The sequence below is a fragment of the Sphingobacteriia bacterium genome (assembly GCA_017304685.1).
Taxonomy (GTDB): domain Bacteria; phylum Pseudomonadota; class Alphaproteobacteria; order Rickettsiales; family 33-17; genus JAFKLR01.
The window spans coordinates 164607-178882 of the sequence record JAFKLR010000003.1; the positions used below are offsets into that span (position 1 = coordinate 164607).

Below are 14276 nucleotides of genomic sequence, written 5' to 3' on the forward strand. Positions count from 1 at the left end.
GGGTTAAAAATAACTTTTTAACCCCAATAATTTTAATTAAATAAATTTATTGCCAATTTTTTTGACTAAATCTATCAGGTCCTTTCCGAGTTCTTTTTGAAGCACGAAAGGTCTCAACTTCAGTTTCGTTATTAAAATTTTTTTCTTCTGCACTTTCTTCATTTTCTACATGTTTTCGTTTTGAACCTACAGAAGGGTTTAATACTTCATTCTCTTTTCTAAAATCATTAGTAACATTTTCATTAGAATAATAAGTGATGGGCGCGTTAACATTGCTAGAAGGAGTTAATAAAGATAATTCGTATATTTTTTTAAGATAATCAGTGTTTTGTTTAGTGTAAGATTTAAGTTCCTGTAAACTTTGATGTATATTTTTTAATACCTGAAGTGATTCAGAAAAAGCTTCTTCCTTATTTTTATTTTCAGTAGCATGTTTTAAAAATAATGTTAACTTATGTAAAATTGTATTATTTAAAAATAGTGGCTGACCTTGTTCCTGATTACTGTTATTTCTATATAAGGAAGCGGAATTTGCTAAATGTGAACTAGCGTTTGGCTTTATTTGACTAATTAAATCATCTAATTGATAGGGAGCAAAATTATTAAATTTATTTTCATTTCTATTTTTTTCAAAAAACGTTAAATCTCCTTTATATGTCCAAATATTATTTGGTAATATTTGAATTAAATAATTAATGGTCTCATAATTACCTTTTTCACAAATTTCTTCAATTACTAAGGGTATTAAATTTTCATTACCGTGCATTTTATCTTTAGTTTTATTTTTCAAAACTGTATAAATACATTCGTTTAAAGTTATTTCATGTGGATTATTAGATTGCGGTATAATAAATATTTTAAAAAAATTTAATCTTTTTTCTATAACGTTAGCTACTAGCATATTATGTAAACTTAGATTTTTAGAATTTTTATAATATCTTGAATTGTTAAATGTTGAAGGTTTATTAGTTAAATAATGTTTAACATTTTTGATTAAATTTTCATCGCTCTCCATCATTTCCAACAATTGATTTTTAATAAATTTAAGGAATGCTTCATCGTTAAAATATAAAGCTTCTGAAAAAAATGAATAAACAGATTTATGTTTTTGAAAAATTAATCGTAGTTTTGTAAAATGATCATCTCCTAAATAATAGAAAATATCTGTAATAAAATTAAATTCCTTATTAGAAATGCATTCTATAAAAAATTTTTTAATATCATTTAAAACTGAAGTAACTTTATTATTTGATTCTTTTATAGTAATAATTTGAGCTAAAGCTTTAAACTGTTCTTCATTTAAATTTGTAAAAGTTTTTTTTTCTAAAATTTCTGCAGCTTCTTCACGTGTAAAATCACCAGTAATTTTTTTTACTATAACCTGAGCTATATCTTTATGATTATCGTATTTATATTTAGGTTGTTTGGGAGGTTTGTTATTAAAAGGAATTTCAAGAGAAGCTGGGTTTTCATCGTGAGGAATATGAGATAAATGTTCATACCCATTATTTTGAACATTTGTGAATCCTCCAGTTTCTTCGTAAGCACCTATAAGTTCTTCTTCATAAGAAGTGGGTGAAGCTTCATTTAACATAGAAGAGTAAAAAACGGTTGAATTTTGATATAACATAAGACCTAACTTTAAATAATTTACAACATTATTATAAAGTTAACAAAATTTATAGGAAAGGTCTTTAAAATTTTTAGGTTTAAAATTATTATGTAATAAATTAATAAATAGTATAGCCTTCTTCGCCATGTTCAAGTTTATCTAAACCTTTTCCTTCTTCAGAAGAACTCATTTTTATTTGCATAAAAACTTTTAAACTAGCCAAAATAAGGAAAGTCATAACGGCTGAGTAAGCGGCAATAATAAATATTGCTAAAATCTGATTAACAACAACATCAATATTTCCATGAATAAGTCCGTTTAATCCATGAGAATTTACACTCTTTGAGCAAAATATTCCTGTAGCGATAGTACCCCAAATACCACCCAAACCATGAATCCCAAATACATCGAGTGAATCGTCATAACCTAATTTTGGTTTTAAATAATTAACTCCCCAGTAACTCAGTAAACTTGCTACAATGCCTATTATCATAGCATATTTAACAGCTACAAAACCTGCACCCGGAGTAATCGCAACAAGGCCTGTCACTGCACCGTTTACTACTCCAATTAAATTAACTTTTTTCTTAAATGTTTTTGAAATTATTATCCACATAATAGCACCAGAAGCTGCAGCAATATGTGTGTTTGCAAGTGCAAGTCCTGCAATTTCATTTGCGGCAAGCGCACTTCCTGCGTTGAAACCAAACCAGCCAAACCAAACTAGCCCGCTTCCTAATATAGTTACTGGCAAATTAGTGGTTTTATAGACTAATGCTTCATTAGTTTTTTTTCCGATTACAATTGCAGCGATAAGGCCTGCAACTGCTGCATTAATATGGACAACTGCACCACCAGCGAAATCAATTGGTGATAAAGCTTTATGAACCCAACCACCAGCCCATATCCAATGAGCTATAGGGGCATAAACTAAAACAGTCCAAATTCCTGCAAAAATTATTATCGGGATTAATCTAACTCTTTCAGCAAAAGATCCAGTAATTATCACGCTTGTAATTACTGCGAACATTCCTTGGTATATAGCAAATACATAATGAGGGATTTTGGTTGTTGCGCTTGTAACTTCCATTCCAACATTCTCGAAAAATGAATATTTTAAACTACCGAAAAATCCATTAACTGTTTCTTCACTAAAAGCTATTGAATAAGCGCAAATAAACCATATGACGGTTACTACAGAAAGCTTAATAAAAGAATGGGTAAGTGTTGCTATCGGGTTTTTATTTTTTACCATTCCACTATAAAAAAGAGCAAGACCTGGAGTCATAAGCATAACTAATGCAGTACAAATAATTGTATATGCAGTATCGCCTGCATTGATTGAGGTCATTTTATTAGTTACGTCTGCTAAACTTACATTTGAAGTAACAATAAATAATAAGGTAATAAAAACTTTAGAAAGTAAGTTTGGAAAGAACATGGGCTACCCTTATAGCATGATATAAATGAGTGTTATTATATGAATATCAATAGTAAATGCAAATATATATTTTTAATAAAGTTAAATGTTTTATGTAGATATTAACTGCATATATTAAAGGTGTTACTATTAAAGAAGTTTATTAAGCGCTAGTTTAAATAAAAGTAAAAGTTTATGGTTTTTAAAATTGTGATTTTTTAAAAGATGAATAGAACAAACAATTAAGTTACTTAAAAAATCTATCTTGTAAGGTAATTTTTTTAGTATTGAATTATTTGTACGAAGGTTCTTAATGTGAAACTTCATTTCATCTTTAGAATATAAATTTGAGGGATTAATACCATGTAACCATGCAAAAGCAAGAGATTGAGGAATAGTAGTATGCAGTTTATATTTATAAATTTGAGAAATTATATTTAATATACTTGTAAAACCATTATCAATTTTTTCTTTATTATCCTTATTTTCAGGGTCAAAAATTGTTGAGTATAATTCGATAATATTTATTAAATCTTTTTCCTCTAATTTGTTTGTAGTAATAATTTCTTTTAAGCTTTCTGTGCTAGGAGATTTAAGAGCGTCTAAATTATTCTGATAAATTGCCTTTATTGCTTCCCGCCACCATGTAAGACGAATAAATGCAAGAGTTGTTTCACTAGTTTTAACTCTAATAGCCTCTAATTCAGAAATAAAATAACAAAATTGTGCGATTTGGGTGTAATGCACTTTATTAGTAAATAGAAGAGAAATGAAATAAGGATAATTATAGTTTTTTATTAAAGAATAATCTATATACATTATATTTTACTTGATAAAACGCTAAGTTTAAAAGTTAAATAAGTTAATTTTCTAAAGTTTTACTTTTATATTATTATCTACATTTTACAAGCTTTTTGAGTGTAGTTGGTAATAAATTTATATATAAAGTAATTACTTCCTTAGTTTGGAAACGTAAATAAAATTAAAGGTGATATTTATGGAGACTATACAACAATTAATAAAAGTTGAAAAAGAGGCTAGAGAATATGGTTTTGATTGGCCTAATACTGAAATGATTTTTGAGCAAATCATCAGTGAATGCGAAGAAATTAAGAATAGTATTAAATTAGAGGAAGGGGTTAAAAGAATTCAAGAGGAGATAGGTGATTTAATGCATGCAGTTTATTCCTTATGTATTTTTATGAATTGTGACCCAATTGAGACTCTAAAAATAACTACAGATAAATTTGAAACAAGATTTTCAATATTAAAAAAATTAGCTCAAGAAGAGGGTTATAATACTTTAAAAGGGCAAAATATTGATGTGCTTATGAAATTTTGGAATGAGGCTAAGCATAAATTAAATAATAATGAAATTTAAAAATTACATTGCAGCGCTTATTATTTCTTTATGAAATAAAAAAATTTTGCGGAAAGTCTCGCCTCTATCTTCAAAATTTTTAAATTGATCGTATGAAGCAGCTGCAGGCGAAAGTACTACGTAGGAAGTTCCTTTAGCTCTTTCAGAATCATTCTTAGCTAGTAAAAACGCATTATCTAAAGTTTCAGCCATTACATATTCTACACCAGCATTTTTTAATGTATTAGAAAATTCATAGCTTGCTTCACCAATTAAATAAGCTTTTTTGATATTTTTAAAATAGGGTTTTAAAGCTTCTATACCACCATCTTTTGCAACACCACCTGCAATCCAAAAGATATTATTAAATGAAGCAAGGGCTGCCATAGAAGCCTCAGCGTTAGTTGCTTTACTATCATTATAATAATGAACATTTGCAATATTTCCTATATATTCCATCCTATGTTTTAAAGGAGAAAATGTAGAAATAGATCTAATGATATTTTGTGGACTTAAGTTATAAGTAAGTCCAACGGCAAAAGCGGCAGCTATATTTTCCCTATTATGTCTACCTGGTAAATGAGCCATTAAAGGAATTGTAGTAACACCTTTATGATCATGAACGTTAAAGATAATGCTTTCTTCTAAACAGCTTACTCCATAATCTAAAATTTTATTTGTAGAAATTGGAATTTTACGAGATTTAATTTGAGAATTTTCAAAAATATTTGCCGTAATTTCATTATCTACGCTTATTATAGCTATGTCTCTAGGGGTTTGGTTAGCAAATAATTTGCATTTTGAATTTATATAATTCTCCATATTACCATGACGATCAAGGTGATCTTTAGTAATATTTAAAAGTACGCCTATACCAAATTTTACATTTCTTAATAAATCAAGCTGAAATGATGAAAGCTCTAAAACATACGTTCCTTGTGTAGCAAATGATTCTAATTCTAAAGCTGGAGTGCCAATATTTCCACCTACTTGGCTATGAATGCCATTAGTATGTAAAATATGATGAGTTAAAGCAGTAGTAGTTGATTTACCATTAGTTCCAGTAATACCTACAAACTTACTTTGTTTATTAGCATCATAAAGAATTTCTATATCAGAAATAATAGGGGTATTACTAATTTTTGCGAGCTTTACAGTATAGTGAGGTTCGGGATAATAAAGAGGGATTCCTGGAGATAACACTAGGTAATCCAATTTATCCCAATTTATTTCCGCAGGATGTTTTAATAACTGTTTTATACTTAATGGCAAATTCATTGTATTAACATTATCGTCCCATGCATAGACTATAGCAGAACTAGCTTTTAAAGATTGAATAATTGCTATTCCACTTTTACCAAGCCCAAAAACCAAACATTTTTTACCATGAAGTTTGCTATTAATAATCAATTAAATCCCTCTATATTTTCCAAATTAAAAAGGAAGGTCGTCATCAAGCCCGACGTCTTGTTTAACTAGCATATCATTGTGATCACTAGTATTATTTGAGAAGTTTTCACTACTGCCGCTTCCTTGTGGTCTATCTAAAATAGCTAGAGCTGAATTATAACCTTGAAGTACAATTTCAGTTGCATAGCGCTCTTGTCCACTATTGTCAGTCCATTTTCTAGTTTGTAAAGCACCTTCAATATATAATTTAGAACCTTTACGTGTATAATTTTTTACTACATTAACTAAACCTTCATTAAACACTACTACACGGTGCCATTCAGTTTTATCTTTTCTTTCACCACTTTGTTTATCGTACCAATTTACAGAGGTAGCAACGACTAAAGAGGCAATTTCCTTACCATCTTGGGTAGTTCTAATTTCAGGATCTTTCCCTAAATTACCTACCAAAATAACTTTATTTATACTAACTGCCATATTTTAACCTCGCTTTTTATTGAAAAATAGAAAGTATATCAATATACTTTCATAAGCTTTCATTGCAATAAATAAATTATCTATCTATAATTACAACCTAATATAATAAAAAATTAAAAATAATTTTAAACTAAAAATTTGTTTTTATCAAATAAAAAGAATTTGAGAATAGAGGCTATGACAGAAGAATATATCTCCGTAAGAGGAGCAAAACAGCACAATTTAAAGAATATTAATGTTGACATCCCACGTAACAAATTAGTGGTAATAACAGGACTTTCTGGATCAGGAAAATCATCTCTTGCTTTCGATACTATTTATGCAGAAGGACAGAGAAGATATGTCGAAAGTTTATCAGCATATGCAAGGCAATTCTTGCAATTGCAAGATAAACCGGATGTTGAGTCTATTACAGGACTTTCACCAGCGATTGCTATTGATCAAAAAACTATTTCAAAAAATCCACGCTCAACTGTTGGTACAATTACTGAAATATATGACTACTTAAGGTTATTATATGCAAGGGTTGGAATACCTTATTCACCAGCAACTGGTCTTCCAATTCAAAGTCAAACTGTTACACAAATGGTCGATGCAGTTAAGAAATTACCTGAAAATACCAAGCTTTATATTATCGCCCCAATGATTAGAGGCCATAAAGGTGAATATCGTAAGGAATTTTTACAGCTTAAGAAGCAAGGATTTCAGCGAGTTAAAATTGATGATATTTTATATGAATTAGATGAAATACCACAAATAGATAAAAATAAGAAACACGATATTGATGTTTTAATTGATAGACTCATTATAAACGATAGTTTAGGTAACAGACTTGCGGATAGTATTGAAACTGCATTAAAGATTGGTAATGGAGTTATGCATGTGGAGATTTCAGGTCTTCCCGAGGATCATAATACTTCTTATAAAGATGGTGAAATTATTACTTTCTCAGAAAAATTTGCCTGTCCAATTTCAGGGTTTCATTTAGATGAAATAGAGCCAAGATTATTTTCATTTAATAGTCCATATGGAGCATGTCCAGTTTGTGACGGAATAGGTAAAGAATCATATTTTGAGCCAGAATTAGTAGTTCCTCATCCTAATAAAACCATTAAAGCAGGAGCAATTGAACCATGGTCATTAAATCAATCAAGATTTGTGACTCAAACATTGGAAGCTCTATCAACTCATTATAAATTTTCTTTAGAAGTACCGTTTAAAGATTTACCAGAAAATATTAGAAAAACTATATTATTTGGATCAGATGAAGAAGAAATAGAATTTACTTATTATGATGGTAATCGTAAGCAAGTTACGAAAAAACCATTTGAAGGAGTTATTCCATATTTAGATAAAAGATATAAAGATGCAGATATGGCATGGCTTAAAGATGAATTAGCTAAATATCAATCTGATAGACCATGTAATACATGTAGTGGTTATAGATTAAAACCTGAAAGTTTATGTATAAAAGTAGGTGACTTAAACATTGGGCAAGTTTCTCAAAAAACTATTTCAGATTTAGTGGTGTGGTTTGAACATCTTCCTGAAAAATTAAATGATACTCAGAAAAAAATCAGTGAAAGAGTAATCAAAGAAATTAGGGAAAGATTATTTTTCTTAAAAAACGTTGGATTAGATTATTTAACATTAACACGTGAATCCGGAACTTTATCAGGAGGAGAAAGTCAGCGTATTAGGCTTGCTTCACAAATTGGTTCTGGGCTTACTGGCGTATTATACGTGTTAGATGAACCTTCAATTGGCCTCCATCAATCAGATAACCATAGACTTATCAAAACGTTGAAGAACTTACGTGATTTAAAGAATACTGTAATTGTTGTTGAACATGATGAAGAAACAATGCACGAAGCAGATTATGTTATTGATATAGGACCAGGCGCTGGTGTTTATGGCGGTAAAGTAATTGCTGAAGGAACTCCAGAAGAAATTAAACATAATCCAAACAGTATTACAGGCCAATATTTAAGTGGTGTAAAAAAGATTGAAATACCAGCAGAAAGAAGAAAAGGCCACGTTGGTAAATTCCTCTTGTTAGAAGGGGCAACTGCTAACAATTTACAAAATTGTAATTTAAAAATTCCTTTAGGAACTTTTTGTGCGATTACAGGTGTTTCTGGTGGTGGAAAATCAAGTCTTATTATTCATACGCTTTATAAAGCAGCCATAAAGCAATTAGAAGGTACTAAAGTTACCCCAGGAGCATATGAGAGATTAACTGGTTTAGAACACATTGATAAAATTATTGAAATCGACCAATCACCAATTGGCCGTACTCCACGTTCAAATCCTGCAACTTATACCGGTGCCTTTACTCCAATTAGAGATTGGTACGTAGCTTTACCAGATTCTAAAGCAAGAGGATATAAAGCAGGGCGTTTCTCATTTAACGTTAAAGGTGGACGTTGTGAAGTTTGCCAAGGTGACGGTGAATTAAAAATAGAAATGCATTTCTTGCCAGACGTTTATGTAAAATGTGATGCCTGCCAGGGAGCAAGATATAATCGTGAAACTTTAGAAATTAAATATAAAGATAAATCTATTGCAGATGTATTAAATATGACTGTAGATGAAGCTTTAGAATTTTTTGAAAAAGTGCCAGTGATCAGAGAAAAAATGTTTGCTTTAAGAGAGGTTGGTTTAGGTTATATTAAAATAGGTCAATCTGCTACTACGCTTTCTGGTGGTGAAGCTCAAAGAGTTAAACTTGCAAAAGAACTCTCACGTAGGTCAACTGGTAAAACTCTATATATTTTAGATGAACCAACTACAGGTCTACACAGTGATGACATTAATAAGCTTTTAAAGGTATTACATCGTTTAGTTGAAATGGGAAATACAGTAATTGTTATTGAACATAATCTTGATGTAGTTAAAACAGCTGATTATGTTGTTGATGTGGGCCCTGGCGGTGGCGATAAAGGTGGAAGAATTGTTGCAAGTTGTACACCGGAAGAATTAGTTAAAATTGAAGAAAGTATTACAGGACAATGTTTAAAGCCTTACATACCTTCTAATGTTGAAGAAGCGGTGTAAACCATTAGTGTTTTTTTAGTGTAGATAAGAAAGAAAATACGATTTCTTTCTTATCTATTCTTTAGTAAGTAATATTCTTTTCTGAATTTAAAAATAATTTTTTAAATACTTTATCTATATTACTATTTAATCCGCGGATAAGTTTTCTTACAGCATTGTCTGGTAATTTTTCTTGATTATAAAAAGGGCTGTTAGTTCTGAAAGTTGCATAGCCTAATGATATATTGGCATCAAAAACAAGAGGGTTTTCTAATTTAAATGAATTAGTCTGTTTAATTATATCGGTAAGTACGTGACTTGCTTTTAATTCTGGTTTTTTACTACAAATTTCTATAATGCAATTAGCTACATCTATTTTATAATTATTTTCTAAACCTATTAAGTGATTTTGAGTGCTTAGATTTTTCTTATATTTTTCAATTAGCTCAGGTAAGTTTTCTTTAACTTTAAAATTAGATTCAAAATTTGAAGGAATTAATTCTTTATGCAGCAATTGTTTAGTTAGATCATTATATATTTTTTGTTTTATAGAATCGACAAGAACTCGAAATTCGGGATAACGTTCATCTTCCATATATTTTTCAATAGATTTTCTAATAATATCAATAATATCACCTAATATTTGAAATTCTATTTCATGATTAAATAGGGTTAATTTGTTGCTACTAAATTTAATAGCAATTATACCTAAATATGCATTAATATTTTGAATATCAACAATTCTAGACAAAAAATATTTTAGTTGGTCAAATTGTTTGTTATTTAACATGCTTATTATTTCATTCATGTGTGCATATAAGAAGTTTTTAGCAGTTTGGTCGCTAAAAATTTCAATAAGTAATTTGAATTTTTCTTCTGACTTCATGGAGCCTCCATTTATTTTCAAAAATTGTTATAATTATAAAAATTAGGCAAGCTTTTAGGTATGTAGGGAATTTAGATATAAATATTTTATAAGTATATTTTAACAGTACCTGGCTTAGCAAGTACTGAAATTTTTATACTCTATTTTTTCATAATAATAATTAGGAATTACTTAAAATAGATAATCATCTACTTGAGTGTCAATATATTCACTCGCAATTATTTCTTTATCACCGTTTATATTTTCATGAATAGAATAACCCATGTATTCTTTAAATTTAGGTCCAGTGTCTTCAACTTCTGTTAAATAATCGGCAACATTTATTTTAGAAGCTAATTTCATAGAAATAATTTTATCAGGGTTACCATACCCAGCTGGTACTTTCCCGCTTGGTGTCCCCCCGTTATTTATTTTATAAACATGCTCCATACCACTCATGACTCTTCCGATTATGGTATGTTTATCATCAAGCCATAAGGCATTAGTAAGGGTAATAAAAATTTGGCTATCTTCAGTGTTAGGGCCTTTATTTGCCATTGATACCATACCTTTTACATGATGAGCTCCTGAAATTTCATCCTTAATAATATATCCTGATCCTCCAGAACCTGTTCCTGTAGGGTCGCCAGTTTGCACTACAAAGTCTTTTACAACACGGTGAAAGGTCAGACCATCATAGAATTTTTTATGAATAAGGTTTTTTATTCTTTTCACATGCTTAGGAGCAAGCTCAGGTAATAATTCAATGACTACAATTCCATCTTTTAAATTCATAAAGACAATGTTTTCATTGTCAGTTTCCAAATTAACTTTATTCATAAAACTAACCATTATACCAAATATTTATTAAAATTTTAATTATTTTCAGATGATTTTGTCAACATTAATTATGCGAATAAAATCATTAATTTACAGTTGGTTACATAACAAAGATCTAAATATGAATATTTGCTATACAACAATAAAGTATGAAGATATAACTATTATACAAATATTTTAAAATAGTTTTTAACTAAGCTCTTAATATCAATCTTTATCGGAAATTAGGGATGGCAAAAGAAATAATTTTATTATTTTTAAGTATATTTTTTTCGTTATCAGCGTTTGCAAGCAATATAAAAATGGAAGTATTTGTTGATGATAATAAAGAAAGCTTAATTAAGATAAAATTAGAAAAAGGTTGGAAGATTTATTATAAATATCCTGGGGAATTCGGAGAAGCTCCAAACTTTACAGTAAATAATAAAAAAATCAGTGTAAGATTTCCTGCGCCTCAAAGAATGAAAATTAGTGGAGCGGATAATTTTGTTTATGAAAATAAGATTAGCCTTAAAAGTAAGCAAATAAAAATTGATGATAAAGTTAATTTAGAATATTTTTTATGTAATAAAATTTGTATGGCAGGCGAAATAAGTAGCATTGCTAAAAGGTCAAATTTTCCTATAATTATTAATGACTTAATAGAAAAATTAGATCAACAAGTACAAGGATCTATTTATTTTCATAATGATAAACTTTATTTAACTTTTCCAAATCCTTTATCTAAAAACCTGGATGATATAATAATTCACAAAGACTATTTTGTTACTAAAAGAATTAAAGACAATAATGAAAAAATTATTGTTGAAGTGAAATACCCTAAGCTTAGAAGTAAAGAATGGGTAATAAATGATTTAATAACCTCACCAGTCACTCTTTTGCTAATATCTGACAAGGAAGGAACTGAAGTAGAAACTAACTTAAGTTTTAGTACAAAAGAAACTTATATTACGTTTGTTGTTGCTTTATTTATGGCTTTCTTAGGAGGGGTAATATTAAATTTAATGCCATGTGTATTACCTGTACTTGCTTTAAAAATTAATAGTGTAACTAAAAACCATGTCCTTAAAAGAATAGAAATCATTTTTACAATTTTAGGAATTTTTGCTTCATTTTTTGTTCTTTCAAATATTGCTATTTTTGCAAAGAGATTTGGCTTGATCTTCGGATGGGGTATTCATTTTCAAAACCCTTATTTTACATTTATTTTAACATTAATTATAACAATATTTGCATTAAGTTTATTTGGAATGATAAGGTTAAGAACACCTAATTTACTTAATTTAAAACCTACTGAATCTGTTTATGTAGATGGCTTTGCTAGTGGTTTATTAACTACTATTTTATCAACTCCGTGTACTGCTCCTTTTCTTGGTTCAGCGTTAGCTTTTACACTCACTGCAAGCAGTTACCAAATTATCTTAGTATTTATGTCAATTGCTTTAGGTTTATCCCTTCCATATGTAGTGCTCTTGATCTTTCCAAAATTACTTAAAGATTTGGGTAAATTAGCTAAATATTCTCGTATAATAAATATTTTTATGGCAATAAGCTTAACTCTTACGGCAATTTGGTTGAGTACTGTCTTTTTAGAGCAGGCAGGAATTACTAAATCTGCCATAAACAATGATTCAAAAGATTTAACTTGGGAAAAATTTGATGAATCTAAAATTGAAGCTTATTTAAAGCAGGATAAAAAAGTTTTTATCGATATTACAGCTAAATGGTGTTTAACATGTTATTTTAATAAAATTAATGTTCTTGAAAGTAAGGAAGTTAAAGAATTTTTTAAAATAAACAAAGTGGTTTTAATGCGTGCAGATATTACTAAAACTAATCCAATAATTACTACTTACCTTGTTAAACATAATCGAAGTGGTATTCCTTTTAATGCTGTTTATAGTAATTATTATAAACAAACACTAAATGGCCCTCATATTTTTTCAGAGATACTTAGTAAAAATGAGTTAATGAGTGGTATAAAATAAATGTTAATCTTTACTAAATATTAATTGCGACGTAAAATCACAAATGTCATAACTTTTTTAAGGGAACTATTATGAAAGAAGGGATTTTACTAATTGCCTTAATAAATACTGCTAACAGTGGCGATGTTGACCACACGCGCGGTGTAATGAATGTACTTTATGGAAGATTAGAACCAAATTATAACATCGAAAAAATTGAAATGGATGTTAAAGACAAAGAAGCTAAAAGTTTTAGTAACGAATTAGAAAGCAATGATTTCTTTATAAGTAAGTATAAAAACTTTAATAAGGTTGTTACTTACGCTGCTGGTGAAACTAGCCTAAATCATCTTATTGAATTTAAAGATAAATTTCCAAAAACTCATATTATTTTTGGTGCGCATCAATTTTTTAAAAGCTTAATCTCTAGCAATTTACCGAACATTGATATGTTGGTTATGCCTAAATATGCTATTAATTCAGAACAAGAATCAATTATAAAACAATATGGGGTCAAGCTTAGTGGTACTTTTGGCATTCCCCATTCTTCAACATTAAAGAAATTAAGAGAAAGTTTTGAGCAAAGGAAATCTACAATCCCGGAAAGTAAGAAATACTTACTTGTAGTTCTTGGTGGCGATGCTCCAACACCGGAAGGTATAATAAAATATTATACAAAAGACGAAGCTATTTATTTAGCGCAAATAGTGGCAAGTAAAGCTAAAGAAGGTTATTATGTACTTGTAACTAATAGCGGCAGAACGGGTTTGCATAATCCTTTTACTAAAGAAAAACTAGCAGTTCATGATGAAAGCGTTGTTAATGAATATAAGATAGACGAAATTACCACAGCCTTTTGTAAAAAGTTAGAACAAAATAAAGTTGAGTTTCGTTTATTTGATTTTAAAAAGCTAAAAACTGGTCAATATGATAGTTCCTTTGATGCTTTATTATATACAGTTAGTAATAATTCTGAATCAATAGCTATTCTTCCTGCAGAATCAAGTAGTATGATTACAAAAACTTCTGATTTTCTTAAAGCTGATAAATTAGTTGTTTATAATAATAATGCTGTAAATCAAGTCCATGAAGCGCAAGTTAGACTTTTAAATGATAGCAATCGTATAAACTATTATGAAGTGACTAAAAATGGTTTTGAAAAAATTAAACCTAGAAAAAATAATAACGATCAAAATATTGAAAATGAAATAATTAAATCGGATGCAGAAATAGTGGCTGAAAGTGTTATTAATCAATTTGTAAAAGAAAAGTCATATATAACTAAATAG

The 14276-nt window shown here is 29.0% G+C and carries 11 protein-coding genes; 4 read left to right on the plus strand and 7 right to left on the minus strand.

Annotated features, from left to right (window positions below; all coding sequences use genetic code 11):
* Positions 1–46 precede the first annotated feature (46 nt).
* The 3 genes from J0H68_00895 to J0H68_00905 form a co-directional block, all read right to left on the minus strand.
* Positions 47–1630: a hypothetical protein gene (locus tag J0H68_00895; protein MBN8827247.1), complete on the minus strand. Its 1584-nt coding sequence runs from the start codon at positions 1628–1630 to the stop codon at positions 47–49.
* A gap of 100 nt (positions 1631–1730) precedes the next feature.
* Positions 1731–3053: an ammonium transporter gene (locus J0H68_00900; GenBank protein ID MBN8827248.1), complete on the minus strand. Its 1323-nt coding sequence runs from the start codon at positions 3051–3053 to the stop codon at positions 1731–1733.
* A 129-nt stretch (positions 3054–3182) separates the two neighbouring features.
* Positions 3183–3851: a hypothetical protein gene (locus J0H68_00905; protein ID MBN8827249.1), complete on the minus strand. Its 669-nt coding sequence runs from the start codon at positions 3849–3851 to the stop codon at positions 3183–3185.
* A gap of 178 nt (positions 3852–4029) precedes the next feature.
* On the opposite strand from J0H68_00905, the gene J0H68_00910 reads away from it, so the two are divergent.
* Positions 4030–4413 (plus strand): hypothetical protein, encoded by a 384-nt coding sequence (locus J0H68_00910; GenBank protein ID MBN8827250.1) that lies wholly within the window; start codon positions 4030–4032, stop codon positions 4411–4413.
* A 3-nt stretch (positions 4414–4416) separates the two neighbouring features.
* Here J0H68_00910 and J0H68_00915 read toward each other — a convergent pair whose 3' ends face one another.
* Entirely contained in the window at positions 4417–5802 is a 1386-nt protein-coding gene (locus tag J0H68_00915; protein ID MBN8827251.1) for a UDP-N-acetylmuramoyl-L-alanine--D-glutamate ligase, read from the minus strand.
* 24 nt (positions 5803–5826) lie between these two features.
* Positions 5827–6279 carry a single-stranded DNA-binding protein gene (ssb, locus tag J0H68_00920; protein ID MBN8827252.1) on the minus strand — a complete coding sequence of 151 codons (453 nt, stop codon included), beginning with the start codon at positions 6277–6279 and terminating at the stop codon, positions 5827–5829.
* Positions 6280–6456: 177 nt separating this feature from the next.
* Between ssb and uvrA the strand changes: the two genes are divergently transcribed.
* Positions 6457–9336, plus strand: coding sequence for an excinuclease ABC subunit UvrA (gene uvrA / locus J0H68_00925; protein ID MBN8827253.1), 2880 nt, complete (start codon positions 6457–6459; stop codon positions 9334–9336).
* A 61-nt stretch (positions 9337–9397) separates the two neighbouring features.
* On the opposite strand, the gene J0H68_00930 is transcribed toward uvrA, so the two are convergent.
* Positions 9398–10201 carry a hypothetical protein gene (locus tag J0H68_00930; protein ID MBN8827254.1) on the minus strand — a complete coding sequence of 268 codons (804 nt, stop codon included), beginning with the start codon at positions 10199–10201 and terminating at the stop codon, positions 9398–9400.
* A gap of 171 nt (positions 10202–10372) precedes the next feature.
* Positions 10373–11020: a peptidylprolyl isomerase gene (locus J0H68_00935; protein ID MBN8827255.1), complete on the minus strand. Its 648-nt coding sequence runs from the start codon at positions 11018–11020 to the stop codon at positions 10373–10375.
* A 230-nt stretch (positions 11021–11250) separates the two neighbouring features.
* Here J0H68_00935 and J0H68_00940 point away from each other — a divergent pair, with 230 nt between their 5' ends.
* Both J0H68_00940 and J0H68_00945 read left to right on the plus strand, forming a co-directional pair.
* Positions 11251–13008 (plus strand): thioredoxin family protein, encoded by a 1758-nt coding sequence (locus J0H68_00940; protein MBN8827256.1) that lies wholly within the window; start codon positions 11251–11253, stop codon positions 13006–13008.
* A gap of 71 nt (positions 13009–13079) precedes the next feature.
* On the plus strand, positions 13080–14276 hold the full coding sequence (locus J0H68_00945) for a hypothetical protein (protein MBN8827257.1): 1197 nt from the start codon (positions 13080–13082) through the stop codon (positions 14274–14276).